The 25,426-nt window shown below is 71.1% G+C and carries 23 protein-coding genes; 9 read left to right on the top strand and 14 right to left on the bottom strand.

What is annotated here, in order from left to right; genetic code table 11:
* Positions 1–22: 22 nt before the first annotated feature.
* The 3 genes from A3CE_RS0117555 to sigJ form a co-directional block, all read right to left on the bottom strand.
* Positions 23–601, bottom strand: a complete 579-nt coding sequence (locus tag A3CE_RS0117555) for a TetR/AcrR family transcriptional regulator (protein ID WP_020641413.1) — start codon at positions 599–601, stop codon at positions 23–25.
* On the bottom strand, positions 580–1,377 hold the full coding sequence (locus A3CE_RS0117550; protein ID WP_020641412.1) for an SGNH/GDSL hydrolase family protein: 798 nt from the start codon (positions 1,375–1,377) through the stop codon (positions 580–582). Before A3CE_RS0117550 ends, A3CE_RS0117555 begins: the two co-directional genes overlap by 22 nt.
* A gap of 75 nt (positions 1,378–1,452) precedes the next feature.
* Positions 1,453–2,328, bottom strand: a complete 876-nt coding sequence (gene sigJ, locus A3CE_RS0117545; RefSeq protein WP_020641411.1) for an RNA polymerase sigma factor SigJ — start codon at positions 2,326–2,328, stop codon at positions 1,453–1,455.
* A gap of 100 nt (positions 2,329–2,428) precedes the next feature.
* Here sigJ and A3CE_RS0117540 point away from each other — a divergent pair, with 100 nt between their 5' ends.
* A complete protein-coding gene (locus A3CE_RS0117540; RefSeq protein ID WP_020641410.1) occupies positions 2,429–3,412 on the top strand; it encodes an NAD(P)H-dependent oxidoreductase in 984 nt (327 codons plus the stop codon).
* A gap of 9 nt (positions 3,413–3,421) precedes the next feature.
* Here the strand turns inward: A3CE_RS0117540 and A3CE_RS0117535 are convergent, their stop codons facing one another.
* Positions 3,422–4,792, bottom strand: coding sequence for a M20 family metallopeptidase (locus A3CE_RS0117535; protein WP_020641409.1), 1,371 nt, complete (start codon positions 4,790–4,792; stop codon positions 3,422–3,424).
* 62 nt (positions 4,793–4,854) lie between these two features.
* Here A3CE_RS0117535 and A3CE_RS0117530 point away from each other — a divergent pair, with 62 nt between their 5' ends.
* Positions 4,855–5,538, top strand: a complete 684-nt coding sequence (locus tag A3CE_RS0117530; protein ID WP_020641408.1) for an MOSC domain-containing protein — start codon at positions 4,855–4,857, stop codon at positions 5,536–5,538.
* A gap of 78 nt (positions 5,539–5,616) precedes the next feature.
* Here A3CE_RS0117530 and A3CE_RS0117525 read toward each other — a convergent pair whose 3' ends face one another.
* Complete coding sequence (locus tag A3CE_RS0117525; RefSeq protein WP_020641407.1) at positions 5,617–7,182, bottom strand: beta-N-acetylhexosaminidase; 1,566 nt, start codon at positions 7,180–7,182, stop codon at positions 5,617–5,619.
* Between the two features lie 144 nt (positions 7,183–7,326).
* Complete coding sequence (locus A3CE_RS0117520) at positions 7,327–9,201, bottom strand: propionyl-CoA synthetase (protein WP_026468589.1); 1,875 nt, start codon at positions 9,199–9,201, stop codon at positions 7,327–7,329.
* Positions 9,202–9,385: 184 nt separating this feature from the next.
* On the opposite strand from A3CE_RS0117520, the gene A3CE_RS0117515 reads away from it, so the two are divergent.
* On the top strand, positions 9,386–11,128 hold the full coding sequence (locus A3CE_RS0117515) for a serine/threonine-protein kinase (protein ID WP_026468588.1): 1,743 nt from the start codon (positions 9,386–9,388) through the stop codon (positions 11,126–11,128).
* Here the strand turns inward: A3CE_RS0117515 and A3CE_RS0117510 are convergent.
* A complete protein-coding gene (locus A3CE_RS0117510; RefSeq protein ID WP_026468587.1) occupies positions 11,125–11,694 on the bottom strand; it encodes a class I SAM-dependent methyltransferase in 570 nt (189 codons plus the stop codon). The two genes, A3CE_RS0117515 and A3CE_RS0117510, sit on opposite strands and share 4 nt — an antisense overlap.
* Positions 11,695–11,770: 76 nt before the next feature.
* On the opposite strand from A3CE_RS0117510, the gene A3CE_RS0117505 reads away from it, so the two are divergent.
* Positions 11,771–12,484, top strand: coding sequence for an AraC family transcriptional regulator (locus A3CE_RS0117505; RefSeq protein ID WP_020641403.1), 714 nt, complete (start codon positions 11,771–11,773; stop codon positions 12,482–12,484).
* A 1-nt stretch (position 12,485) separates the two neighbouring features.
* On the opposite strand, the gene A3CE_RS0117500 is transcribed toward A3CE_RS0117505, so the two are convergent.
* Positions 12,486–14,054, bottom strand: a complete 1,569-nt coding sequence (locus A3CE_RS0117500) for a dolichyl-phosphate-mannose--protein mannosyltransferase (RefSeq protein WP_020641402.1) — start codon at positions 14,052–14,054, stop codon at positions 12,486–12,488.
* Positions 14,055–14,121: 67 nt separating this feature from the next.
* Between A3CE_RS0117500 and rsmI the strand changes: the two genes are divergently transcribed.
* Complete coding sequence (gene rsmI, locus A3CE_RS0117495) at positions 14,122–14,958, top strand: 16S rRNA (cytidine(1402)-2'-O)-methyltransferase (RefSeq protein WP_020641401.1); 837 nt, start codon at positions 14,122–14,124, stop codon at positions 14,956–14,958.
* Here the strand turns inward: rsmI and A3CE_RS0117490 are convergent.
* Complete coding sequence (locus A3CE_RS0117490) at positions 14,951–15,484, bottom strand: QsdR family transcriptional regulator (RefSeq protein ID WP_020641400.1); 534 nt, start codon at positions 15,482–15,484, stop codon at positions 14,951–14,953. The two genes, rsmI and A3CE_RS0117490, sit on opposite strands and share 8 nt — an antisense overlap.
* A 42-nt stretch (positions 15,485–15,526) precedes the next feature.
* Here A3CE_RS0117490 and A3CE_RS0117485 point away from each other — a divergent pair, with 42 nt between their 5' ends.
* Entirely contained in the window at positions 15,527–16,483 is a 957-nt protein-coding gene (locus tag A3CE_RS0117485; RefSeq protein ID WP_026468586.1) for a quinone oxidoreductase family protein, read from the top strand.
* On the opposite strand, the gene A3CE_RS0117480 is transcribed toward A3CE_RS0117485, so the two are convergent.
* The 5 genes from A3CE_RS0117480 to A3CE_RS0117460 form a co-directional block, all read right to left on the bottom strand.
* Entirely contained in the window at positions 16,460–17,722 is a 1,263-nt protein-coding gene (locus tag A3CE_RS0117480; protein ID WP_026468585.1) for an aminodeoxychorismate synthase component I, read from the bottom strand. The genes A3CE_RS0117485 and A3CE_RS0117480 overlap by 24 nt on opposite strands.
* Positions 17,723–17,741: 19 nt before the next feature.
* Complete coding sequence (locus A3CE_RS0117475) at positions 17,742–18,356, bottom strand: glycoside hydrolase family 25 protein (RefSeq protein ID WP_020641397.1); 615 nt, start codon at positions 18,354–18,356, stop codon at positions 17,742–17,744.
* Between the two features lie 92 nt (positions 18,357–18,448).
* Entirely contained in the window at positions 18,449–19,213 is a 765-nt protein-coding gene (locus A3CE_RS0117470; RefSeq protein ID WP_020641396.1) for an ABC transporter permease, read from the bottom strand.
* Positions 19,203–20,180, bottom strand: coding sequence for an ATP-binding cassette domain-containing protein (locus tag A3CE_RS0117465; protein WP_020641395.1), 978 nt, complete (start codon positions 20,178–20,180; stop codon positions 19,203–19,205). The genes A3CE_RS0117470 and A3CE_RS0117465 overlap by 11 nt, the downstream gene beginning before the upstream one ends.
* Before the next feature lie 78 nt (positions 20,181–20,258).
* Complete coding sequence (locus A3CE_RS0117460) at positions 20,259–20,858, bottom strand: PadR family transcriptional regulator (RefSeq protein ID WP_020641394.1); 600 nt, start codon at positions 20,856–20,858, stop codon at positions 20,259–20,261.
* 52 nt (positions 20,859–20,910) lie between these two features.
* Here A3CE_RS0117460 and metG point away from each other — a divergent pair, with 52 nt between their 5' ends.
* The 3 genes from metG (at position 20,911) to A3CE_RS0117445 (ending at position 25,284) form a co-directional block, all read left to right on the top strand.
* Complete coding sequence (gene metG / locus A3CE_RS0117455) at positions 20,911–22,707, top strand: methionine--tRNA ligase (protein WP_043790916.1); 1,797 nt, start codon at positions 20,911–20,913, stop codon at positions 22,705–22,707.
* A 9-nt stretch (positions 22,708–22,716) separates the two neighbouring features.
* The gene (locus tag A3CE_RS0117450; RefSeq protein ID WP_020641392.1) at positions 22,717–23,553 is read left to right on the top strand and encodes a TatD family hydrolase; all 837 of its coding nucleotides are present in this window, start codon (positions 22,717–22,719) and stop codon (positions 23,551–23,553) included.
* Positions 23,554–23,841: 288 nt separating this feature from the next.
* Positions 23,842–25,284: a resuscitation-promoting factor gene (locus tag A3CE_RS0117445; RefSeq protein ID WP_020641391.1), complete on the top strand. Its 1,443-nt coding sequence runs from the start codon at positions 23,842–23,844 to the stop codon at positions 25,282–25,284.
* The last annotated feature ends 142 nt before the right edge of the window (positions 25,285–25,426 follow it).

The raw sequence follows: 25,426 nt of genomic DNA, 5'->3' as shown, positions 1-25,426 counted from the left end.
GTCAGGGGTTGACGATATGGGTTCAGGTGATCGTCGTCCGGACGGGGGGACCGTGTCGCAGGTACGCGTCGAGCGTCACGGCCAGCGCCGCTTCGGGTGACGGCGCGAAGCTCGCCCCGGCCAGCCCGCCCCACAGCCACAGCTGGGCGAGGCCATGGAGGGCCGCCCACAGCGACGCGGCCACCAGCCGCGGGTCGGTGCCCGCGTGCGTTCCCGCCGCGGCGACCAGCGCCGCGAACTCGTCGAAGACCGCGCTGCTGACGGCGGTGAGCGCGGGGTCGCCCGGGTCGATCAGGTCGCGGCGGAACATCAGCTCGAACATCGCCGGCTTCCGAAGGGCGAAGCCGAGATAGCCGTGGCAGGCGGCGGTGAGCCGTTCCCGCGGGCCGCCGTCCGGCAGGCTCGCCCGGAGTTCGAGCAGTTCGGTGAAACCCAGGGTGGCGACGGCGGACAGCAACTCCGCACGACCGGAGAAGTGCCGCAGCGGCGCGCCGTGCGAGACCCCGGCGGCCTTGGCGATCCCGCGCAGCGTCACCGCGCCGACGCCCTCCTCGGCAAGCAGTTCCGACGCCGTCGTGATCAGGCGTTGCCGGGTGCCCACGCCTCGTCCAGGGTGATGGGGAGCAGGTCCGGGCGCTTCGGGAGGAAGCCGTCGCCGGGCTGGCGGCCGATCAGCCGGTTGCGGCTGCGCGTCACCGCCACCGGCAGGACTTCGCGGAGCAGCCACTGCACGTCGCCGCGCCAGCCGTGCCCGGCCGCGACCCCGGGCAACGGCTCGAGCCACGCCGGGTCGTGGTCGACGCCGAGTCGCGCGAGGACGTAGGCGGCGAGCCGGCGGTGCCCGTGGGCGGACAGGTGGAGGCGGTCGGCGCCGAAGTAGCGCGAGTCGGTGACGGCCTGGTCGGGCCACAGGTCGATGAGCTGCGCACCGTAGCTGACGGCCGCTTCGCGGATGGCGTCGTTGAGCGCGACGATCCGCGGCCGCATCCGGCTCCCGAGCGGCATCCGGTGGGAGATGTCGCTGAGGGTGAACGTGACGACGGCGGGCGAGATTTCGGTGCAGGCGCGGACGGCGGCGTCGACCCGGCGGGCGACCGTGCGCGCGTCCCAGCCGCGGCTCATGACGTCGTTGCCGCCGCCGAAGAGGGCGATCAGGTCGGGGGCGAGCCGCGCGGCGGCCGGCACCTGCTCGGGGACGATCTGGTCGAGCCGCCGCCCGCGGACGGCGAGGTTGGCGTAGCGGAAGCCCGGTTCGTCCTCGGCCAGCCGCGCGGCGACGAAGTCGGCCCAGCCCCGGTAGTGGTCTTCCCCGGGGTACGGGTCGTCGAGGCCTTCGGCGCAGCTGTCGCCGATGACGACGAAACGGTGGTAGCTCATCCCGATCTCCGTAACCCGTGGTTCACCTTGTAGACACTGTCTATCAAACTGAGGTAGACGCTGTCTACTCGGTGTTCACCCGAGCCAGGGCCGGAGCTTCTCCGGGTTCCGCATCGCCCAGATGCGCGTGATCCGGCCGTCCGCGACGTCGAAGGCGTACACGGCCGCGAGGTCGTTCCCGCGCTGGAGCAGCAGGCCGGGCAGCCCGTTGACCGTGCGTTCCACGAGCTCCAGCTCACCGGCGGCCCCGGTGGCGAGGTGCACGACGTACCGCGCGACCAGCTCGCTGCCTTCGATCGGGGTCAGCGCGGCCCGGACCACACCGCCACCGTCGGCGGTGAGGGTCGCGCCGGGGTCGAGCAGGCCGACGAGGGTGTCGATGTCGCCCGCTTCCCAGGCCAGTTTGAAGTCCCTGACCAGGTCGTCCTGCCGGGTGGCCGGGACCGCCGGCCGGGCGGAGCGGATCCGGCGGCGGCCCGACGACGCCAGCTCGCGGCACGCCGCCGGGGTGCGCCCGGTGATTTCCGCGATCTCGGCGAAGGAGTAGCCGAAGACGTCGTGCAGGACGAGCGCGACGCGCTGGGCGGGCGTCATCGCTTCGAGCGCGACGAGGAAGGCCATGGTGACCGACTCGTCCAGGGTGATCCGGTCCGCGGGGTCGGCGACCGAACCGGTCTGCTCGGGCAGCGGCTCGGGCAGCCACTCGCCCACGTACCGCTCGCGCCGGACCCGCGCCGAACCGAGCAGGTCCAGGCAGACGCGGCCGGCGACCGTCGTCAGCCAGGCGCCGGGCGAGGAGATGGCGTCCCGCCGCTCCTGCGTGAGGCCGTACCAGCGCGCGTAGGTCTCCTGGACGGCGTCCTCGGCCTCGGCCAGGGAGCCGAGCAGCCGGTAGGCGAGGTTGAGCAGGTGCCGTCGCTCGCCGACGACCGGTTCCGATGGCGTTGTCATGTGTCCTCCGACGACACAGCGTCCCCGAACGTCAGGTCCTGACATCCCGGTGGGCTGCTTCGTCGTACCGGTCGAACGAGTCAACCCGAAGGGGAGAACGATGACCAAGATCGGAATCGTGCTGGGCAGCACCCGGCCGGGCCGCGTCGGAGACCAGGTCGCCCAGTGGGTCCACGAGCGGGCGGCGCACCGCGGGGACGCCGGATTCGCGCTGATCGACCTGCGCGACCACCCGCTGCCGCACCTCGAAGAGCCGCCGGGCTTTTCGGGCGGGTACCAGGACGAGCGCACCCGCGCCTTCGCCGCGGTCGTCGCGTCGTGCGACGGGTTCGTGCTGGTCACCCCGGAGTACAACCACTCCGTGCCGGGCGTGCTCAAGAACGCCATGGACCACGTCTACGTCGAGTGGAACACCAAGGCGGCCGGGTTCGTCTCGTACGGCGGCGTGGGCGGCGCCCGCTCGGTCGAACAGCTGCGGCTGGTCTGCGGGGCACTGCAGCTGGCCGATGTGGCCCCGCAGGTCACGCTGCCGCTGGCGACCGAGTTCGAGAACCGCGCGGTCTTCCGGCCGGGCGACCACCAGCTCGCCGCCTTGGACACGCTGCTGGACCACGTCGTCGCCTGGAGCACGGCGCTCGCCCCGCTGCGCACGCCACGCGAGGCGGCCGAAGCCGCGATCAGGGCACGGCTCGACGAGATCATCGAAGGGCTGCGGGCCAAGGACCTGGCGGCGCTGCGGCGGGTCTACGCGCCGGACGTCGTGTCCTTCGACGTCGAACCGCCGTTGCAGCACGTGGGGATCGACGCGAAGCTGGAGAACTGGGCGAAGGTGCTCACGTTCTTCGACAAGGTGGACTACGAGCTTCGCGACCTGGCGGTCGCCGTGAGCGGGGATCTCGCCGTCGGGCACGGTTTCGGCCGGGTCAGCGGCACGCTGAAGAACGGGGTCGCCGCGAACGGCATGTGGGTCCGGGCCACCTTCTGCTTCCGGAAGGCCGACGGTGCCTGGGTGATCGCCCATGACCAGGCGTCCGTGCCGTTCGACATGGTGACCGGCAAGGGAGTGGCCGACCTCGAGCCGTGACGTCCCAGGTCAGCGGCGTTCCCCGAGGGCGTGGAACAACGCGGTGGCGAGTACGAGACCTTCGCGGGCGACGGACGCGAGCAGGTGCTCGTCCGGCGCGTGCTGGAGACAGCCGGGGTAGGAGTGCGGCAGCCAGAGCGTCGCCAGCCCGAGGACGTCGGTGAAGACGTGGTTGGGCAGGCCGCCGCCGAAGCTGGGCAGGAGCGCGACGGGCCGGTCGGCGACAGCGTCCAAAGTGGACTTCGCCCAGCGGACCCACGGGTCGTCGACCGGCGTGCGGCTGGCTTCGAAGCTGCCGTCGACCGTCACGCCGACCATCGGAAACCCTTGGGCGGCAAGCCGTTTCGCGACCGCGTCGGCGACGCCGCCGACGTCGGTGCCCGCGACGTACCGCAGTTGCAGCACCGCGCGGGCCCGGCCGGGGATCGCGTTGACCGGACGGTCGACGTCGCCCGCGCCGAGAGCGAGGACTTCCAGGGTGTTCCAGCCGTAGAGCCGTTCGGCGGCGGTGAGCCGCGGGTCGCCCCAGCCGTCGTCCAGGGCCGGGTCGCCGGGCGTGTTCGCGACGACGACGCCGCCCAGCGCCGCACGCACGGAGTCCGGTAGTCCGGATGGCAGCAGCTCGGGCACCTGGACGCGGCCGTGGCCGTCGACCAGGCTCGCGATGGCCCCGGCGAGCGTGGTCGCGGGGTTGCGCAGGATGCCGCCCCAGTTGCCGGAGTGGTAGGCGTCCGGGCGCAGGTCGGCGTCGAGCGTGATCCGGACGCTGCCGCGCGCGCCGAGGAACAGCGTCGGGGTCGCGGCGTCCAGGCGCGGGCCGTCGGAGGCGATGAGGACGTCGGCACGCAGCACGTCCCGGTGCGCCTCGGCGAACTCGGTCAGCCCCGGCGAGCCGGTTTCTTCGCCGGTCTCGAACAGGAACTTGAGGTTGAAGCCCAGCGCTCCCTGTTCGGCCAGCAGCAGGCGCAACGCCGTGAGGTTGACCAGGTGCTGGCCCTTGTTGTCGGCGGTGCCGCGGCCGTACCACCGGTCGCCGTCCGCGGTCAGCGTCCACGGGTCGAGCCCGTCGCTCCACCGCCCGGCTTCCCCGACGACGTCGGCGTGGCCGTAGCAGAGCAGCGTCGGCAGCTCGGGTGCCTCGACGCGGGTGCCGACGAGGAACGGGCCGCCCGCCGGATCGGGGTTGGGGTACGTCTCCACCTCGCAGCCGAGCGCCTCGAGCCTCGACGTCAGGACCTCGTCGAGGTACGCCTGGATGGCAACGCGGCCTTCGGGTGCGTCGCTCACCGTCGGATAGCTCACGAGCGTCGCGAGTTCGGCGAAGAAGGCGCCGGAGTCGAAGTGGGCGTGGGCTTTCGCGAGCAGTTCGGCGGGGATCACGGGGCCTCCCGGGTCGGCTCGGGAAAGCGTAAGCGACCGGACGGGCGTGTTAGCTTCGTGGGATGGAGCTGGCGGGTGTTTACGTGGGAGAACCGAGCGTGCTGGGGTACCGCCGGGAGCGGCCGGTGCTGAGCGCGATCACGAAGGCGCGCGTGGCGGCGCCGGAGCTGGCGCTGACCGAGCTGAACCTCGACGGTGACCGGCAGGCGGACCTGAAGGTGCACGGCGGCGTCGACAAGGCCGTCTACGTCTATCCCGCCGGCCACTACCCGGCCTGGGCCGCCGACGGCTTCGACGTCGAACCCGGCGGGTTCGGCGAGAACGTGTCACTGGCCGGCGCGACGGAATCGGGCGTGCGGATCGGCGACGTCTGGGCCTGGGGTGACGCGCTGGTGCAGGTCTCGCAGCCGCGGCAGCCCTGCTTCAAGCTGGCGATGAAGACCGGCCGCAAGGACGTCGGCCCGGCGCTGATCGACTCGGCGCGCAGCGGCTGGTACCTGCGGGTGCTGCGGCCCGGCACGGTGCCGACGTCGGGGGCGATCGAGCTCGTGGAACGGGCCGACGCGCCGACCGTCGAAGAGGTGCACCTGGTCGCGTTCACGAACTTCGGTCAGCTGCCCGCCGAGCACCTCGACGCGGCCCTTGCACTGGCGGAGCGGATCCTGGCCACGCCGGCGCTCGCACCGTCCTATCGCGACGGCGTCCAGTCCACTGTGGACCGATGGCGGGCCCGGCTCGCCGGTTGACGCTCGTCCCCGTTCGAAAGCCGTGAATGGCACATTGAGGGACTCTACGTCCCTCAATGTGCCATTCACGGACTTGGGCTATTTCCAGTCGACCTGCGGGGAGCGGTAGAAGTCGATGCCTTGGGCCGTCCAGCGCGGGCTCTGCTTCGCGAGGCGGGCGCGGTAGGCGTCCCAGTTGTGCGACGCCTTGGGTGACCAGCCGATCTCGGCGATCCCCGGCAGGCGCGGGAACGCCATGTACTCGATGTCGTCGCTGGTCCGGATCGTCTCGGTCCACAGCGGCGCCTCGACGCCGGCGACCTGGTTCTCGCCGACGCCGTCCACGAGCGTCGCCGGGTCCCAGTTGTAGGCGTCCTTCACCTCGACCAGCGCGGCCCAGTCCTGGCCCAGCGGCGTCGACGCGTTGTACTTCATGTCCAGGTACGCGTAGTTCGCCGGTGACATGAGGATCTTGTTGCCTCGGGCCGCGGCGGCCGCGACGTCGGGTGCCGCACCGCCGAAGTCCCAGTACTGCGGAACCGCGGACGCGGGCGGGGCCGTCTTCGCGATCTCGTGCCAGCCGGTGATCTTCTTGCCGTACTTGGCGACGATCGGCTGCACCTTCCGCTCGAACGTCAGGTAGTCCGCGGGCGGCGTCGCGTGCGCCTCGTCGCCGCCGATGTGCAGGTACGGCCCGGGGGTGATGGCCGCCAGCTCGCGCACGACGTCCTCGACGAACCGGTAGGTGATCGGCGAGGAGATGCACAGCGAGCTGTAGCCGACCTCGGTGTCCGTGCGCACCGGCACGGCCTTCCCGTCGCAGTTCAGCTCGGCGTACGTCGACTGCGCCGCGTTCGTGTGGCCCGGCATGTCGATCTCCGGGATCACCGTGATGTGCCGCGAAGCCGCGTACGCGACGATGTCCTTGTACTGCGCCTGCGTGTAGTAGCCGCCCGGGTCGCCGTCGACCGCGGTCTTCCCGCCGACCGTCGCCAGCTTCGGCCAGCTCTTGATCTCGATGCGCCAGCCCTGGTCGTCGGCCAGGTGCAGGTGCAGCGTGTTGACCTTGTACTGGGCGATCTGGTCGATGTACAGCTTCACCTGGTCGGGCCGGAAGAAGTGCCGGGCGACGTCGAGCATCGCGCCGCGCTCGGCGAAGCGCGGGTAGTCGAGGATCGTGCCGCCGGCGACGGTCCACGTCCGGTGCTGCACGCGCTTCGCCTCGATCGCCGACGGCAGCAGCTGCCGCAGCGACTGCACGCCCTCGAAGAGGCCGTCCGCGGTGGTGGCTTTCAGCGTGACGCCGTCGCGCGCGACCTTCAGTTCGTAACCCTCGGTGCCGACGCGCGTGTCGTGGCCCAGCCGCAGTGAGATCGCGGGCAGGCCGGCGGCGTGCGGCACGACCGGCAGCGGGTAGCCGGTGGCCGGGCGCAACAGACCGCGCAGGTAGTCCGCGACCTGGCCGGCGCCGCGGTCGGCGCTGATCACGGTGGCCGGCGTGAGCCGGAAGCCGCCCCTCGGATCGGCCTTCGCCGACACGGGCGCCGGGACGACGTCGGTCACGCTGCGTTCCGGCGCGGCCGGCGCCGCGCCTGCCGAGGCGGGTACGGCGACCGCCGCGAGACTCACGACAGCCGTGGTCAGGACGACTCTGGACAAGCGCATCGAAGTACCTCCGGTCGGGGACTCCCTGCAAAGGTACAGACCAGCCGCAGCATTTGGAACAGCCCTTAACGAAGGGCTGCCGCCAAAGTCCGTGAATGGCACATTGAGGGACTCTAAGTCCCTCAATGTGCCATTCACGGACTTTCAGCCGCGCAGCGCAGAGCGGAGGGCGTCCAGGACCGAGGGGTCCTCGATCGTGGAGGGCACGGGCTCGTCGCGGCCGTCGGCGATCGCGCGCATCGTCTTGCGCAGGATCTTCCCCGACCGCGTCTTCGGCAGCGCGTCCACAATGGACACATCGCGGAACGCGGCGACCGGGCCGATGTCCCGGCGCACCATGGTCACCAGCTCGTCGCGCAGCTGCTCGGCGGGGAGGTCCGCGCCCGCCTTCAGCACCACGAACCCGCGTGGCAGCTGGCCCTTGAGCTGGTCGGCGACGCCGATCACCGCGCACTCCGCGACCGCCGGGTGCGCGGCCAGCACCGCCTCCATCGATCCGGTGGACAGCCGGTGCCCGGCGACGTTGATGACGTCGTCGGTCCGGCCCATGACGAACAGGTAGCCGTCTTCGTCGAAGTAGCCGGAGTCGCCGGTCAGGTAGTGGCCGTCGTAGCGGGAAAGGTAGGCCTCGCGGTACCGGTCGTCGTCGCCCCACAGCGTCGGCAGCGATCCCGGCGGCAGCGGCAGCTTCACCGTGATGGCCCCTTCGCGTCCGGCCGGCAGCTCGTCGCCCGCCGGGTCGAGGATCCGGACGTCCCAGCCGGGGACGGGCCTGGTCGCGGAACCGGGCTTGACCTCCATCGGCTCGAGGCCGCGCGGGTTGGCCGCGATCGGCCAGCCGGTCTCGGTCTGCCACCAGTGGTCGATCACCGGCGTGCCGAGGTTCTCGTGCGCCCAGTGGTAGGTCTCCGGGTCGAGCCGCTCGCCTGCCATGAACAGCGTCCTGAACGCCTTGAGGTCGTACTTTTCCAGCTCGCGCGCCTCCGGGTCGACCTTCTTGATGGCCCGCAGCGCCGTCGGCGCGGTGAACAGCGCCTGGACGTCGTGTTCGGCGATGACCCGCCAGAACGCGCCCGCGTCCGGCGTCCCGACCGGCTTGCCTTCGTACATCACCGAGGTCGCGCCCACCAGCAGCGGCGCGTACACGATGTAGGAGTGCCCGACGACCCAGCCGACGTCGGACGCCGTCCACCAGACGTCGCCGGCGTGGACGTCGTAGACCGCGTCCATCGACCAGGCCAGCGCCACGGCGTGGCCGCCGGTGTCGCGGACGACGCCCTTCGGCTTCCCGGTCGTCCCGGACGTGTAGAGGATGTACAGCGGGTCGGTGGCCGCGACCGGCACCGGGTCGGCCGGGGTGGCGCCCACCGCCAGCTCGCGCCAGTCGAGGTCGCGCCCGGTCAGCACGGCCGGGGCCTGCTCGCGCTGCAGCACGACGACGTGGTCGGGCTGGTGCTGGGTCATCCCGAGCGCGGCTTCGATGATCGGCTTGTACTCGACCACCCGTTTCGGCTCGATGCCGCAGGACGCCGCGAGGATCACCTTGGGTTTCGCGTCCTCGATCCGCGCGGCCAGCTCCTTGGGCGCGAACCCGCCGAAGACCACCGAGTGCACGGCGCCGATCCGCGCGCAGGCCAGCATCGCGATCGCGGCTTCCGGCACCATCGGCAGGTAGACGATCACCCGGTCACCCTTCGTGACCCCCAGCGAGCTGAGCGCACCGGCGAAGCGCGCGACCGTGTCCCGCAGTTCCTCGTAGGTGTAGCTGCGTTGCCGTCCGGTCACGGGAGAGTCCCAGATCAGCGCGGCCTGGCTGCCGCGGCCGGCCTCGACGTGCCGGTCCAGCGCGTTGTACGAGGTGTTCAGCTCGGCGTCCGGGAACCACCGGAAGAAGGGCGGGTTCGAGTCGTCGAGTGCCCGTTCCGGCGGCTTCGTCCAGGTGATCGACTCGGCCGCGGCCAGCCAGAACGCGTCCCGCTCGGCCAGGCTTCGCCGGTAGGCTTCGGAGTACGCGCCCATGACCCGCTCCTTCGCGTCGAACGTCCCGCCGATGCCCATCATGGCGCGGGAGCGGCGGCCGTGCCGGATTCCCGGCGGGGAAGACCCGGCAACCTCACGGTGGCCGGGAGCGTCCTAAGCTGGACCACGGGCAAACGCCGCGTGACAGCCACGAAGTGAACACGGACAGTAAGGGAGCCCGGCGGTGAACGGACTCGCGAGCGCGTTGCTCTCGCTAGCCCATTCCTTGTTCGGCCCGGGCTTCTGCCCCGGCGAATGGGTGTGGGCCACGAGTGCGGCCGGCGCGCTCGTCGCGCTGATCCCGCCGATCGGCGCGGTCGCCGTGTCGATCATCCGGAAGGGCACGGGCAACCGCTACGACGCCACGACGCTGTCGGTGTTCGGCGCGATCGGCCTGTTCAGCGCGCTGGTGCTGCCGTGGCTGCTGTCGAACGGCGTGTCGGGGGTCTACCGGGCGGCGTTCGCGGGCGCGAAGACCGGCCTGAGCCGGGCCGAACTGGGCACGCTCAACGGCGACGGCGGCTGCTGGGTGGGCAACCAGACGAAGTACCTGGGTGGCGGCCAGACCGTCTACGACGTGCTGTTCGCCAAGAACGGCAGCGACCTGCCGTTCTTCGTGTACCTGCTGGCGTTCGTCGTCCTCGGGGCGGGCTCGCTGTTCTTCGTGATGCTGCAGGGCCGCACGGCCTTCCGTCGCGGCCCGAAGTGGCCGTCGCGGTTCTTCTGGATCCCGTTCGCCGCGTTGCTCGTGTTCAGCGTCGGCATGGAGGCGAACACCGCGCTGCACTTCTGGCTGGGGTTCCTGCCGTTCAGCGTGCTGGGCCTGATGCCGGTCGCGATGGTCGGCCCGCCGCCGTGGTCGGTGATCAACCGGTCGGACGCGCCGCCGCGCCGGGAGCAGGAGCCGCAGGGGCCGCCGCCGTCGCAGGTCCAGCCGCGCCCGACCCCGCCGCCTCCGCCGCCGCTGCCGGTCAACCGGCCGTACCCGAAGACGGCGCTCGCCTCCGCGCCCGAGCCGCCGTTACTGGCAGGCGCGTTGGCCGCGGCACCCGGCCCGGTCCCGCCGCCGCCCGGCTCACGCAACGCCGGCGGCAGCCGCTACCGCCGCGTCAAGCAGCTCGGCGCGGGCGGGTTCGGCACGGTCTGGCAGGCCGTCGACACCCAGCTCAACCGCACGGTCGCGCTGAAGATCGCGCACGCGCCGGACCGTGACACCGCCGAGCGCATGCAGCGCGAGGCCCGCGCGCTCGCCGTGGTCAGCCACCCGAACTGCGTCAAGGTGTACGACCTGGCCGAGGAGCCGGACGGCCTCGCGCTGGTGATGGAGTACCTCGAAGGCCGCCCGCTGGCCGAGCTGGTCGACGGGCAGGGCCCGCTCGACGACATCGCCGCGGGCCGGCTGTGGGCGACGATGGCGGGCGCGCTCGCCGCGGCGCACGAGAAGGGCGTCCTGCACCGCGACATCAAGCCGTCGAACATCGTGCTCGACCCGAGCGGCCTGGCCCACCTGATCGACTTCGGCATCGCCCGCAGCCAGGGCGACTCCAAGATGACGGCCACCGGGATGATGATCGGCACGCCCGACTTCGTCGCCCCGGAGCAGGCGATGGGCGCGGTGGCGTCGCCGGCGTCCGACGCGTGGCAGCTGGCGGCGACGATCAGCTACGCGCTGTCCGGCCAGCCGCCGCGCGGCACCCGCGAGACGCCGATGGCGGCGCTGATGGCCGCGGCCCGCGCCGAACCGGTGTCCCGGCTGCCCCAGCGCAGCGCGCACGCCCGGCTGCTGGCGGCGTCCCTGGACCCCGAGCCGCGCCGCCGTCCCACGCTCGGCGCGGTGCGCCGCGAGGTCGAGGGCTGGCTGTCGCGGGCGGGCAAGTCCCCGGACGGCCCGGTGACCAGGGTGGTGCCCCGCCAGCCCCACCGCTAACCGGGCTTGACGGCCGCGAAGTCGACCTGCTCCTTCGGCCGTGCCGTCACCTTGACCTGCTCGAAACCGGCCTTCTCGAGCCGCGCCGGCAGGTCGCCCGCGTCGACGACGTTCATCGTGTCGCCGATGTGCAGCAGCCGGAAGCGGAAGCTGAGCCGGCTGTCGGTGCCGCAGAACCGGCCGCCCGGGCGCAGCACGCGGGCGGCCTCGGCGAAGATCGCGTCCTGCAGCTCCGCGGTCGGGACGTGGTGCAGCATCGTGAAGCAGACGACGGCGGAGAAGCGGCCGTCCGGGAACGGCATTTCGGCGCCGCTGCCCTCGTGGACGTCGGCGCGGCCGCCGAACTGCGCCCGCAGCAGCTCGGTCGACGCGGGGTCGATTTCCAGGACCGTCAGCTTCGGGACGACGTCGAGCAGCACCTTCGTGGTGGCGCCGAAGCCGGGTCCGATCTCGAGGACGTCGTCGCCGAGGTCGTGCTTCGCGACCCAGGCCGGCAGCACGTCCGCGACCATCGACGCCCACTTCGCGGAGCTGCAGAGCTTGCGGTGAATGAGGTTCATCGGCATGTCGTCGAAGCTAGGGGAGCGCGCAGGTGACCGATAGCCGATATCCTGACAATTGATGTCGCGAAACAGCCAAGCCATGGTGCTCGGCGAGGTCGACCTGCCCGCCGGCACCTGGTTCCCCTGGCACGAGCACCCCCTGCACCAGCTGGTCTGGTCGGCGCGAGGGGTCGTCGCCGTGAAGGCAGGCGACGCCGGCTGGGTGCTCCCGCCGACGCGGGCGCTGTGGCTGCCCGCCGGTCTGCAGCACCGCACCGGCGCGCTCGGCCGGGCGACCCTGCGCGGCATCTGGGCCGAGCCCGCCCTGTCCCCGGTGTCGTGGCCGGAGCCGCGGATGGTGGTGGTCGGCCCGCTGCTGCGCGAGCTGCTGGAGTACCTGACCGGCGACGGCGTCGCGCCGGAGGCCCGGCTGCGCGCCGAAGCCGTGGCGTTCGACCTGCTCGAGCCGTTGGACGTGGTGCCGATCGTGGTGCCGTCGCCGGTGGACCCGCGGGCCCGGGATGTGGAAGCCGCGTTGCTGGCGAACCCGGCGGACCAGCGCGGCCTGGCCGAGTTCGGCCGCGACGTCGGCGCCGGGGAACGGACGCTGGCGAGGATCTTCGTCCGCGAATGCCGGATGCCGTTCGGGACGTGGCGCACGCAGGTGCGGCTGCGTGCGGCGCTGCCGTTCCTGGCCCAGGGCATGCCGTTGGAGACGGTGGCGCACCGGGTGGGCTACAGCTCGGCGAGCGCGTTCGTCGCGGCGTTCCGCCGGGCGGTCGGGGTTACGCCGGGAACGTACTTCGCGGGCTGAGCTACCGCCAGGAGGGGAGCCAGCGTTCGGCTTCCCAGTGGCCGCTGGTGATCGCGATGCCGTTCAGGATCGGCCACAGCCAGGCGAAGTTCGCCACCACCAGCCCGACGTACAGCGACACCACGAGCAGGCCCGTCCCGCGTCTTTCGAAGCCGCGGCGGGCGCTGCCCAGGATCTGGCCCAGGCACAACGTCAGCCCCAGCACCAGGAACGCCGCCAGCGGGGTCGCGTAGAAGAAGTACATCTGGCGGTCGATGTTGGTGAACCAGAAGACGTACCCGCCGAGGTAGCCCACCAGCACCGCCGCGTAGCGCCAGTCCGCGCGGAAGATCGACCGCCACGCCGCCCAGCCGAGCATCGGGATCGCCAGCCACCACATCGCCGGCGTGCCGACCAGCATCGTCGCGCTGATGCAGCGGGCCTCGCCGCAGCCGGTGACGTCGCCGTCGTAGCTGTACAGCATCGGGCGCAGCCCCATCGGCCACGTCCACGGCTTCGACTCCCACGGGTGCGGGTTGTCCTTGGGCGTGAGCAGCGTTTCGTGGAAGTGCAGGACGTTCCCCGTGTAGTCGCCGAGCGAGCGCAGCGCCGGTGGCATCCACGACCAGAAGCCGGGCGCGATGTCCTTGATCTCGGTGTAGTGCCGGTCGGTCGCCGTTTCGCTGGCGAACCACGACCAGTACGCGGCGAGGTACATCAGGAACGGGATCAGCAGGATCGCCCAGAGTGCCGGCAGCACGTCGCGGCGGATCGTGCCCAGCCAGGGCCGTTCGACGCCGGCCGCGCGCCGCGCCGCGACGTCGAAGGCGACGCAGAGCAGCCCGAACGCGACGATGTAGTACAGCGCCGACCACTTGACGCCGAAGGTGAGCCCGATCATCAGGCCGGTCGCGAACCGCCACCAGCGGAACCCGAGCTTGGGGCCCCACACGGACTCGTTGACCCAGCCCTCGCGGACCGCCGTCGCGAGCCGTTCGCGCACCTGGTCGCGGTCGACGAGCAGGCAGGCGAACGCGGCGAGCACGAACAGCGCGATGAAGATGTCGAGCATGCCCATGCGCGACTGCAGGTGCAGCACGCCGTCGCTGATCACCAGGATGCCGGCGATGCCGCCGAGCAGCGTCGAGCGGGTGAGCCGGCGGGCGATGCGGATGGTCAGCAGCACCATCAGCGTGCCGGCCAGCGCGGGCATGATCCGCCAGCCCCAGCCGTTGTAGCCGAACAGCCATTCGCCGATCGCGATCAGCTGCTTCGCCAGCGGCGGGTGGACGACCAGTTCGTAGCCGTAGTTGTCCTCGTAGCCGCCGTTGCGCAGCACCTGCCAGGCCTGCGGCACGTAGTGCTTCTCGTCGAAGACCGGGCTGCCCTTGTCGGTCGGGACGCCGAGGTTCTGCAGGCGGACGATGCCGCCGATCACGGTCAGCACGATCGTGACGACCCACCCGCGCAGCCGGTCGGCCGGCATGCCGCGGCCGAGCAGCGTCAGCTCGCGATCGGTGGGCGGCCGGAGCGCTTCGGCCGGGTCCGGCCGGACGCTTTCGTCGTCGGGACGGGTCAGCACGGCGGTCACGGGGCGATCCTACGGGCGGGGCGGGGCGTCCGTCGTCCGGATCCGCTGATCAGCCTAGGCTGGCCGGGTGACCCAGGGCCGTCTCATCCTCGCTGCCACCCCGCTCGGCGACGTCCGCGATGCCTCGCCCCGCCTGGCGGAAGCGCTGGCCGAAGCCGACGTCATCGCGGCGGAGGACACGCGCAGGCTGCGGTCCCTGACGACGGCGCTGGCGGTGACCCCGCGCGGCCGGGTGGTGAGCTTCTACGAGGACGTCGAGACGGCGCGCCTGCCGGGGCTGCTCGAATCGTTGCACGCGGGCGAAACGGTGGTGCTGGTGACGGACGCCGGCATGCCGAGCGTGTCCGACCCGGGCTTCCGCTTGGTCGCTGCTTGCGTGGCGGACGATCTTCCGGTGACGTGCCTGCCGGGCCCGTCCGCGGTGACGACGGCGCTTGCTTTGTCCGGTTTGCCGTGCGATCGCTTCTGTTTCGAAGGCTTCGCGCCGCGCAAGCCCGGCGAGCGGACGAAGTGGCTTTCGTCGTTGCGCGACGAGCCGCGGACGGCGGTGTTCTTCGAGTCCCCGCACCGGCTGGGGTCGTTGCTGGCGGACGCGGTGTCCGTTTTGGGTGGTGCCCGCCGGGCCGCGGTCTGCCGGGAGCTGACGAAGACGTACGAAGAGGTGAAGCGGGGGACGCTTTCGGAGCTGGCGGAGTGGGCTTCGGAGGGGGTCCGCGGGGAGATCACGGTGGTGCTCTCCGGGGCGGAACCGCGCTCGGTGTCCGTGGCTGACCTGGTGGACGAGGTCTCGGCGCGGGTGGCGGCCGGCGAACGGCTGAAGTCCGCGGCGGCGGAGGTCGCCGAGGCGACCGGGGTGTCCAAAAAGGAGCTTTACGACGCGGTGCTGGCGTCGCGGGTCAAGTGAGCAGCGCGGTCACCGCGGCGTGCGCCTTCGAGGCGTCCGGCGCGTCCCCGGTGATCACGTCCGTGTACACGAACGACTCGCCGATCCGCACCAGCAGGTAGGCCAGGTCCGGCACCGGCAACGGCGGGTCCAGCCGGCCGGCCGCGGCCTCGCCCGCCAGCAGTGCCGACAGTTTCTCCGTCGTCCGCTTCTGGCAGACGCTCGCGCGCGTCGTCAGCAGCCGCAAGGCGCGCTCCGGCTCCCGGCGCAGGAAGTCGCGGAACGGCGGTGAGTCGTTCGCGAGCCGGACGTATCCGCTGACGAAGTCGGCGATCCCGGCCGCGCCCCGGCCGACCGACGAAGGCCACAGCCGCGCGATCGACGCCGACGACAGCGACCAGAGGACCTCCCCGAGCAGCCGGTCGCGGGACCCGACCCGGCGGTGCAGTGTCGCCCGGCTGATCGAGAGCGCCTGCGCCAGTTCGCCCATGTCCACCCGGCGGCCGGCCAGGAACCACTCGCGTGCCAGTTCGAACTCGTGAGACATATGCCAGAATGTCTCACAGCCACGACGGAGAGGGAACACGACATGCGTGCAGTGCAGGTGACCGAGTTCGGCGGACCCGAGGTGCTCACGCCGGTCGAGCTGCCCGACCCGGTGGCGGGGCCCGGCGAGGTCCTCGTCGACGTCGAGCGCATCGGCGTCAACTACGCCGACACCCACCAGGCCGAGAACAGCTACCTCGCGCCGAGCAAGCTGCCGCTCGTCCCGGGCGGCGAGGTGGTCGGCCGGACACCGGACGGCAAGCGTGTCGTCGCGCTGCTCAACGGCGGTGGCGGGTACGCCGAGAAGGCCGTCGCCCCGGAGGCCACGACCTTCCCCGTGCCCGACGGCATCGACGACCTCACCGCGCTGTCCATGCTGGTCCAGGGCACCACGGCCTGGATCCTGCTCAAGAAGAACGCCCACCTCGCCGAGGGCGAGTCCGTCGTCGTGCACGCGGCCGCCGGTGGGGTCGGGACCGTCGCCGTGCAGCTCGCCAAGGCGTGGGGCGCCGGCCGCGTCGTCGCCACCGCCAGCAGCGACGAGAAGCGCGCGCTCGCCCTCGAACTCGGCGCCGACGTCGCGATCGACTCGCGCGCCGAGGACATGACCGAGGCCCTGCTCGACGCCAACGGCCGCCGCGTCGACATCGTGCTCGACATGGTCGGCGGGAAGACGACGGACCAGAGTATCGCCGCGCTCGCCCCGTTCGGGCGGCTCGCCTTCTACGGCATGGCCGGGCGCGAGAGCCCGAAGCCGGTCGACCTGCGCAACATCCTCGGCCACAGCACCACGATCAGCGGCATGTGGCTGCCGCACATCTTCCGCGTGCCGGGCAACGTCTTCGGGACGGCGCTGACGGAGCTGTTCGACCTGGTCCTGGCGGGCAAGCTGAAGGCGATCCCGGGCGGGGAGTACGCGCTGCCGGACGCGCGGGGCGCGCACGAGGCCCTGCGTTCCCGCAAGACCGTCGGCAAGCTATTGCTCGACCCCGCCAAGTAGCGGGTTCGCCAGGAGGTGTTCCAGGGGTGCCGCCTTGTGGAGGCACTCCTGCCACTCCGCCTCCGGGTCCGAATCCGCCGTGATGCCGCCGCCGACGCCGAGGGCGATCGAGCCGGCGGCGATCTCGAACGTCCGGATCGCGACGTTCAGCTCCAGGCCCGCCACCGGGGACAGCAGGCCGATCGCGCCCGTGTAGACGCCGCGGCCGGACGGTTCCAGCGACGCGATCAGGTCCAGCGCGCGGATCTTCGGCGCGCCCGTCACCGACCCCGGCGGGAACGTCGCGTCGAGCAGCGCGGCGTCCGAGACCGACGGGCGCAGGACGCCCGTCACCGTGGAATCCAGGTGCCAGACGCCCGGTGCCGGCCGGACCCGCAGCAGCGACGGCACCGTCACCGATCCCACCTCGCACACCCGGCCCAGGTCGTTGCGCACCAGGTCGGTGATCATCACGTTCTCCGCGACATCCTTTGTGGACTGACGCAGCAGCCGCGCGTTCCCGTCGTCCGCGGGCCCGCGCCGGGGGAGGGTGCCCTTGATCGGCGTCGACCGCACCGAACGCCCGTGGCGCGCGAGGAACAGCTCCGGCGAGAACGAAACCACCGAGCCCCACGAGCCGGACAGGAAGGCCGCCCGGCGAGACGCCAGTGATGTCATGCCGGAAGCGAACAAGGCCGCCGGGGAGCCCGAGAACGAGCCGGTGAACCGGCTGCAGATGTTCGCCTGGAACAGCTCCCCGGCCTCGATCGCGTGCACGCACGCCTTGACCGCGTCCCGGTGTTCCGAGGGCAGCGGACGCCGCAGCGGCCCGGCCGTCCAGGCGGGGTCCGGCGCCGGGCCGGCCAGCAATGACTCCATTGTGGACACCGATGGCCCGCCGCCGTCCAGGGACTCCAGGAAGCACGTTCCCGAGGCGGACCACCGCAGCACGTGGTCCGCCCAGCCCCACGTGGACGCCGGCAGCGACCCGGTCCGGTTCGAGGGATCCGCCAGGTCGTAGGACAGGTAGCCGAACCAGCCTCCACCGATCACGCCGGGCGGGCTGTCGACCTCCGTGGTGGCGGGGAAGTCCCGAGGCGACACCGTGAGCGACGGCGCGATGACGGCCTGCGACCCGAACCAGTCACCCGACAGCATCGCGGGCGGCGGCAGGCCGCGAGAAGCAGCGTGCGCGGCCAGCGCCAGCAGCGCGCGCGACGGCGTCACGTCCGTCCGGAGTGGCCTGCTCGTCACGCGCATGGCGACATATCACCACACGTCAGAGCAGCAAGTCGCCCAATGTGAACGGGTACACGACGGCGTTCTGCTCGACCGGCCCGTCGATGCCCGGCACGTCCGGCGCGAACGCGTGCTGGTGCACGCCGAGCCGCGAGTGGAACCAGCCCGGCCGGCCGGGGATGCCGTTGTGCCGGGCCAGCCACAGCACGACCTCGCTGTCGGCCCAGCGGTCCGGGTGCAGCCGGTGCGCCCAGCAGTCGTGGTCGGCGTAGATCAGCACCCGCTCGATGCGCGCCGCGTGCCGGACGTGCTTGATCCACGCCTTGATGAACCGGTCGTCGACGCTCGGCGCCGCCACTTCCAGCGTCGGCGCCAGCGACCCGGGGGAGAAGGCGCCGAGCCGGCTCGCCGTCCGCACGAAGAGCTCGGCCTGGTCGTGGACCGCGCCCGGCCGCGCGTAGTGGCGGCCGCCGACGTGCAGCCCGGCCTCCTGCGCACCGAGCAGCGAGTGCTCCGAGGCCGAGCTGGTCCAGTTGACGTTCTCGCTGATCGTCACGGACACGAACCGGGTCTGCGCGGCACGCACGGCCTGCCAGTCGGCCACGCGCTCGCGGTGCGACAGCGAGATGCCGAGTTCACTTTCCGGCTCTGTCACGGTCCGCCCCCGGCGCGTCGGTGGAGAGCACACCATACGTCGCCGAAGACGGACCCGCAGTGACACGCGCCCGGTTGATCAGGCAGTTTTGATCAGGCGCTGTCCTTCTGGAACGTCCGTGTTCCCCACCACACCGACACCACCGCCATCACCAGCACCACGACACTGCCGGTGAACAGGGCGTCCATCGTGAAGTCGCCGCGGAAGGTGTTCCGCTCGACGTCGACGACGTGCCGGAACGGGTTGATCTGGGAGATCCGGTACAACCACGCCGGCGCGGCCCCGGATGTGATCGGCAGCAGGATCCCGGAGAGCAGCAGCAGGGGGATGAGCACCGCGTTGAGCAGGGCGGGGAACGTCTCCTCGCTCTTGAGCGTCAACGCCAGCGCGTACGAGCACGACGCCAGCGAGACCGCCAGCAGGAACACGATGACCAGGCTCAGCAGGACACCGCCGACCGGCGCGTCCAGGTCGAAGGCCAGGTACGCCAGCGCGATGATCAGCAGCGCCTGGACCACCGCCTGCAACGCGTTGGCCAGCACCTTGCCCAGGAGCAGCGCCACCCGGCTGACCGGCGTCACCCGGAACCGTTCGACGACACCGGAGCGGTACTCGGCCAGCAGCCCGAACCCGACGAAGGAGCTGCCGAACAGCGCCAGCTGTGCGATCAGCGCCGGGGTGAGCAGCATCCAGCCGTCCACTTCGGACAGGCCCTGGGCCTGTACGGCCCGGACCATCAGGGGTCCGAACAGGAACAGGTACAGCAGCGGCTGCATGATCCCGATCAGCACCCAGGTCGGGTTCCGCAGTGCCGCCAGCATGTCGCGGCGGAAGATCAGCCAGGTGTCACGCAGCACGGGTGTCCTCCTCCGCTTCCCGCAGCGAACGTCCGGTCAGCGTCAGGAAAACGTCGTCGAGCGTCGGCCGGTGCACCTGTACCGACAGCATCGCGATGTTCTTCCCGTCGAGTGCGCGCAGCAGTTCCGGCAGCGCGACGTCGCCGCGCGGCACCCGGAACCGGACCTCGCCGCCTTCGACGGACAGCTCCCGCGTACCCGCGAGCCGCCCAGCGATCTCGGCGGCGTCCGCGGCCTGCTCCGGCTCGACGCCGACCTCGACGCGGTCGCCGTTGACGCGCGCCTTCAGCGCGTCCGGCGTGCCTTCGGCGACGACCCGGCCGTCGTCGATCACGATCAGCCGGTCCGACAGCGCGTCCGCTTCGTCGAGGTAGTGGGTCGTGAGGAAGACCGTGACACCCTGCTCGGCGCGCAGCCGGCGGATGTGGTCCCACAGGTTGGCGCGGCTCTGCGGGTCGAGTCCGGTCGACGGCTCGTCGAGGAACACCAGCCCCGGCGAGTGGATCAGCCCGAGGGCGATGTCGAGCCGCCGCCGCTGGCCGCCCGACAGCGTCTTGGTCAGCCGCTGGTCCAGGCCGCCGAGGTCGAGCTGCTCGGCGAGTTCCGCGCCGCGCGCGATCGCGTCGGCCTTGCTCATCCGGTAGAGCCGTCCCTGCAGCTCCAGTTCGTCGGCGACCTTGCTTTCGGGCGCGCTGCCGCCGCCCTGGGCGACGTAGCCGATGCGCTTGCGCACGCCCAGCGGGTCGGAAAGGAGGTCGCAGCCGCCGACGGTGGCGGTGCCCGCGGTCGGCTTGAGCAGCGTGGTCAGCATGCGCAGCGTGGTCGTCTTCCCGGCCCCGTTCGGCCCGAGGAACCCGACCAGTTCCCCCGCTTCGACGTCGAGGTCGACGCCCTTCACCGCGTGCACTTCGCCTCCAGTGCGGCCCTTGCGGCGGAACCGCCGCTCGAGACCGCGTGCCGTGATCATGAGAACCCCTCTCGTAGTCAAGTTTGACTAGCAGGGTCGCCACCTTAGACCCGACCCGCCGGTATTGGTCAAACTTGATTACTTCGTGCCTTCGGGCGGCGGCTCTCCGAAGGCACGGCCCGGGTCGTCGGCCATCACGTACTCGCCGGCTTCCAGCCGGGTGATCAGGTTCCGGAGCCAGTCCAGGCTCGCTGCCGAGATCTGGGCCCAGAGCCCGAACAGCTCGGCGATGTGCGCGGGCTGTCCCCACTCGGAGCCCTCTTCGATGAGCAGCCCCGCCCGCCGCACCTCGGCTTCGAGGTGGACCAGCCGCTGGTTCAGCATGCCGATCACCCGCTTGCGGGGCAGCGCGGTCATCAGCGAGATCGCGGCCGACAGCTCCGGGTGGCCGACCTCCGGATCGGCCAGCGCCGTGCCCAGCAACAGGTGGAACTCGCGGTCGCCGTCCGCGGTGACCCGGTAGGCGACCCGGTCCGGTCCCGCGTCCCCGGGTTCGACGTCGACCTGGTCGAGCAGGCCTTCGGCGGTCATCTTCTTCAGCGCGTGGTAGATCGAGCCGGGCTGGACGTTGGCCCACTTGTCCGCCGACCAGGTCAGCAGCTCGCGCCGCACCTGGTAGCCGTGCGCGCGGCCGTACATGCGCACCACCCCGAGCACGAGCAGACGTGTCGCCGACAACCGGGCCTCCCTCTCGACAATGCGTGTGACGCCCTCCGTAGGCTAATAAGGTATGAGCACCCCTGTGTTGACAGCGGTGGCCTGGCCCTACGCCAACGGCCCCCGCCACATCGGCCACGTGTCCGGATTCGGCGTCCCGTCCGACGTCTTCTCCCGCTACCAGCGAATGGCCGGCAACCGGGTGCTCATGGTGTCCGGCACCGACGAACACGGCACCCCGATCACGGTCCAGGCGGACAACGAGAACTCGACCCCGCAGGAGACCGCGGACAAGTACACCCGCCAGATCGGCAACGACCTGCGGGGCCTCGGGCTGTCCTACGACCTGTTCACGCGGACCTCCACCGGCAACCACGCCGAGGTGACGCAGCAGATCTTCCTGGCGCTGCACCGCAACGGCTACGTCGTGCCCAAGACGACCCGGGGCGCGATCAGCCCGTCCACCGGCCGCACGCTGCCCGACCGCTACGTCGAGGGCACCTGCCCGATCTGCGGGTACGACGGCGCGCGCGGCGACCAGTGCGACAACTGCGGCAACCAGCTCGACGCCGCGGAGCTGATCAACCCGAAGTCCCGGATCAACGGCGAGACGCCGAAGTTCGTCGAGACCGAGCACTACTTCCTCGACCTGCCCGCGTTCACCAAGACCCTCGGCGACTGGCTGGGCACCAAGAACGACTGGCGCCCGAACGTCCTCAACTTCACCAAGAACCTGATCGACGACATGCGGCCGCGGCCGATCACCCGCGACCTCGACTGGGGCGTCAAGATCCCCCTCGACGGCTGGCGGGACCAGCCGCTGAAGCGGTTCTACGTCTGGTTCGACGCGGTGATCGGGTACTTCTCGGCCAGTGTCGAGTGGGCCCGCCGGTCCGGGAACCCGGACGCGTGGCAGGAGTGGTGGAACAACGCCGACGCCCGGTCGTACTACTTCATGGGCAAGGACAACATCACCTTCCACGCCCAGATCTGGCCCGCCCTGCTGTTCGGGCACAACGGCGAAGGCGACAAGGGCGGTGAACCCGGCAAGTACGGCAAGCTGCACCTGCCGGACGAGATCGTCTCCAGCGAGTTCCTCACGATGAGCGGCTCGAAGTTCTCGACCTCGCGCGGGCGCGTGATCTACGTCGAGGACTTCCTGCGCGACTTCGGCCCGGACACGCTGCGGTACTTCATCTCGGTCGCCGGCCCGGAGACCCAGGACACCGACTTCACCTGGGACGAGTTCGTCCGCCGGACCAACTTCGAGCTGGCCAACGAGTGGGGCAACCTGGTCAACCGGTCCATCTCGATGGCGCACAAGAACGTCGGCGCCATCCCGCGTCCGGAGGCCCCGACCGCGGCCGACGAGGACCTGAAAGCCCTGTCGCGCAAGGCTTTCGACACCGCGGGCGCGCACCTGGCCCGGTCCCGGTTCAAGCTGGCGGCGGCCGAGGCGATGAAGGTCGTCACCGCGGCGAACAAGTACATCTCCGACCAGGAGCCGTGGAAGCTCAAGGACGACCCCACGCGGCGCGACACCGTGCTGCACACCGCGTTGCAGGTGGTCTCCGACGCCAACACGCTGCTGACGCCGTTCCTGCCGCACTCGGCGCAGAAGGTGCACGAAGCCCTCGGCGGCACCGGCGTCTGGGCCGCCCAGCCGGAGCTCAAGGAGGTCGACGACCTCGACATCGCCGGCCGGGTCAACCCGATCCTCACCGGCGACTACGCGGGCGAGCAGGCGAAGTGGGAGTCGAAGCCGATCGAGGTCGGCAAGCCCCTGCAGAAGCCGTCGCCGCTGTTCACGAAGCTCGACCCGGCGCTCGGCGAGACCGGCCCGGAGTGGGCGCCGATCACCAAGGAGTAAGAGGTATGCATGGGTGACGAGAAGCGCGAACTACCGCCGGTCCCGGATCGGCTCCCCGTGACGGTGGTGGACGCGCACACCCATCTCGACGCGTGCGGCGCGGTCACCGCGGCCGAGGTCACGGCCATGGTCGACCGCGCCGAGCGCGCCGGCGTCGCCCGGGTCGTCACGGTCGCGGACGACCTCGCCTCGGCCCGCTGGGTCACCGAGGCGGCGGGCTGGGACCCCCGCGTCTTCGCCGCGGTCGCGATCCACCCGACCCGGACCAAGGGGTTCGGCGAGGCGGAGAAGTCCGAAGTGGAGCGCCTGGCCGGCCACGAGCGCGTGGTCGCCGTCGGCGAGACCGGCCTCGACTACTACTGGGACTACTCGCCGCACGACGCCCAGCAGGAGGCGTTCCGCTGGCACATCGACCTGGCGAAGCGGCTGGACAAGCCGCTGATGATCCACGACCGCGACGCCCACGACGACGTGCTGCGCATCCTGGCCGAAGAGGATGCGCCGAATGCCGTAATTTTCCATTGTTTTTCCGGGGACGCGGAAATGGCCCGCAAGTGCGTCGACGCGGGGTATGTCCTTTCCTTCGCGGGCACCGTCACGTTCAAGAACGCGAAGGGGCTCCACGAGGCGGCGCGGCTCTGCCCGCCGGGACAGTACCTCGTCGAGACGGACGCGCCGTTTCTGACCCCCCACCCGTTCCGTGGGCGGCCGAACGAGCCCTACTGCGCCGCCTACACCGTCCGTCACCTCGCGGCGCTCAGGGGCGAAGCTGTCCACGAAGTCGCCGAATCGGTCCGGACCACCGCCGAGCGGGTCTACCGACTCCCCAGTGTCACAACGGGTTGAACGCATTGCGACAACAGGGTTCCCGGCTCGTCCACCCGATGGGTGACACAGATCACGACACTCCGGGGGGTGTTTGCGCAACCCGCCGGGACCCGTTACTGTCCCGTGATCGTGCCGGTCGGTACTGCAGACTGCAGTTGCCGACTGTTACGCCCACAGTCACGTCAGTGCACGTCGGGGAAGCGGAACCGGAGCAGGTACGAGCCGGAACCGTGACGATGGCGCCGGCTGCGGGCCCAGACGTAAAGACGCCGCCCCGAACGGCGTCTTGGGAAAGGGAACGACCCGGTGACAGGTAGCAGACAGGCTGGAGCGCGCTCCGCGGCCGTACTCGACCGTCAATTCGAGAACACTGCGTACGACGACACTGCGTACGGCCAGCTGGACTTCTCCGACGACCCGAACATCACGCAGCAGGACATCCTCGCCGCGCTCGGCCCCGACGCCGACGCGATGATGGCCGAGATCGACGTCGACGTCGACGAGCTGATCCGCCTCATCAACGCGGAGACCACGTACCTGCCGCCGATCGTCATCCCGGACGGGTTCGACGCGGACCGCACCATGTCGCCGCAGGAAAAGCGGGCCGCGCTGGACGAGGGGCTCCGCCAGACCACCAAGGTCTGGAAGCGCCGGTTCCTCAAGGGTGCCGTCCTCAGCGTCATGATCAGCGTCGCCGGTGGCGGCGCGGCCGCGCTGGCGATGAACAAGAGCATCACCGTCGACGTCGACGGCCACCAGCAGACCGTGCACTCCTTCGGCGACACCGTCGGCGAGGTGCTCGAGGACGCGGGCCTTTCCGTCGGCGCGCACGACTCGCTCTCCCCGTCCCCGCAGGCGGAGGTCGGCGACGGCGGCGTCATCAAGCTGGAGCGCGGCCGCCAGCTGAAGATGATCGTCGACGGCGCGGAGCACACCTCCTGGGTCCGTGCGACCCACCTCGGCGACGCGCTGTCCCAGCTCGGCATGGCCGGCATGGACAAGCCCGGCACGTGGATGTCGATGCCGAAGGACGGCGAGCTGCCCCTGCAGGGCGCCACCGTCGAGATCAAGACCCTGAAGAACGTCACCCTGTACGACGGCGCCAACGCGCCGAAGCAGGTGAAGACGACCGCGGTCACGACGAAGGAGTTCCTGGGCGAGTACAAGCTCACCCTGGGCCCGGAGGACCAGGCCGAGGGTGGTCTGGACGTCAAGCTGACCGACGGCGCCGAGGTGCACATCAGCCGCACCGGCGTCTCGACGGTCGTCCAGAAGGAGTCCATCGCCCCGCCCGAGCAGAAGGTCGACGACCCGGACCTCGCCAAGGGCAAGACCTCGGTCGAGGACCCCGGCACGCCCGGCGAGAAGATGGTGACCTACAAGGTCACGCAGAAGAACGGCAAGGAGGTCGCTCGCGAGAGCGTCTCCGAGCAGGTCATCACCCAGCCGAAGCCGAAGATCATCCACGTCGGCACCAAGCAGGCCCCGACGCCGGACATCGGTGACGGCTCCGCGTGGGACCGCATCGCCCAGTGCGAGTCGGGCGGCAACTGGTCGATCAACACCGGCAACGGCTACTACGGCGGCCTCCAGTTCGACAAGCAGACGTGGAACGCCTACGGCGGCGACCAGTACGCCGCGCTGCCGAACCAGGCTTCGCGTGAGCAGCAGATCGCGATCGCGGAGAAGGTCAAGGCCGGCCGCGGCGGCAGCTACAGCGCCTGGCCGGTCTGCGGCAAGAAGGCCTGACAGTCCCTCTGAAACGGCCCCCGTCCTCCGGACGGGGGCCGTTTCGCGTGCCCGGTGTCGTCCCCCCCAATCACGCGTGTCGTCCCCCCAATCACGCGTGTCGACCCTCCAATCACGCGAGTTACGCGCTCAATCACGCGAG

The sequence above is a fragment of the Amycolatopsis balhimycina FH 1894 genome, from assembly GCF_000384295.1.
GTDB classification, from domain to species: Bacteria; Actinomycetota; Actinomycetes; order Mycobacteriales; family Pseudonocardiaceae; genus Amycolatopsis; species Amycolatopsis balhimycina.
The sequence above is the reverse complement of the archived record's forward strand: the minus strand, read 5'-3'. Positions and strand labels throughout refer to the sequence as shown.

Bases quoted from the DNA above. Each gene is read 5' to 3' on its own strand.
- A3CE_RS0117550 (WP_020641412.1), bottom strand. From the start codon at position 1,377: ATGAGCTACCACCGTTTCGTCGTCATCGGCGACAGCTGCGCCGAAGGC.
- sigJ (WP_020641411.1), bottom strand. From the start codon at position 2,328: ATGACAACGCCATCGGAACCGGTCGTCGGCGAGCGACGGCACCTGCTC.
- A3CE_RS0117540 (WP_020641410.1), top strand. From the start codon at position 2,429: ATGACCAAGATCGGAATCGTGCTGGGCAGCACCCGGCCGGGCCGCGTC.
- A3CE_RS0117530 (WP_020641408.1), top strand. From the start codon at position 4,855: ATGGAGCTGGCGGGTGTTTACGTGGGAGAACCGAGCGTGCTGGGGTAC.
- A3CE_RS0117525 (WP_020641407.1), bottom strand. From the start codon at position 7,182: ATGCGCTTGTCCAGAGTCGTCCTGACCACGGCTGTCGTGAGTCTCGCG.
- A3CE_RS0117520 (WP_026468589.1), bottom strand. From the start codon at position 9,201: ATGGGCGCGTACTCCGAAGCCTACCGGCGAAGCCTGGCCGAGCGGGAC.
- A3CE_RS0117510 (WP_026468587.1), bottom strand. From the start codon at position 11,694: ATGCCGATGAACCTCATTCACCGCAAGCTCTGCAGCTCCGCGAAGTGG.
- A3CE_RS0117505 (WP_020641403.1), top strand. From the start codon at position 11,771: ATGGTGCTCGGCGAGGTCGACCTGCCCGCCGGCACCTGGTTCCCCTGG.
- A3CE_RS0117490 (WP_020641400.1), bottom strand. From the start codon at position 15,484: ATGTCTCACGAGTTCGAACTGGCACGCGAGTGGTTCCTGGCCGGCCGC.
- A3CE_RS0117485 (WP_026468586.1), top strand. From the start codon at position 15,527: ATGCGTGCAGTGCAGGTGACCGAGTTCGGCGGACCCGAGGTGCTCACG.
- A3CE_RS0117480 (WP_026468585.1), bottom strand. From the start codon at position 17,722: ATGCGCGTGACGAGCAGGCCACTCCGGACGGACGTGACGCCGTCGCGC.
- A3CE_RS0117465 (WP_020641395.1), bottom strand. From the start codon at position 20,180: ATGATCACGGCACGCGGTCTCGAGCGGCGGTTCCGCCGCAAGGGCCGC.
- metG (WP_043790916.1), top strand. From the start codon at position 20,911: ATGAGCACCCCTGTGTTGACAGCGGTGGCCTGGCCCTACGCCAACGGC.
- A3CE_RS0117450 (WP_020641392.1), top strand. From the start codon at position 22,717: ATGGGTGACGAGAAGCGCGAACTACCGCCGGTCCCGGATCGGCTCCCC.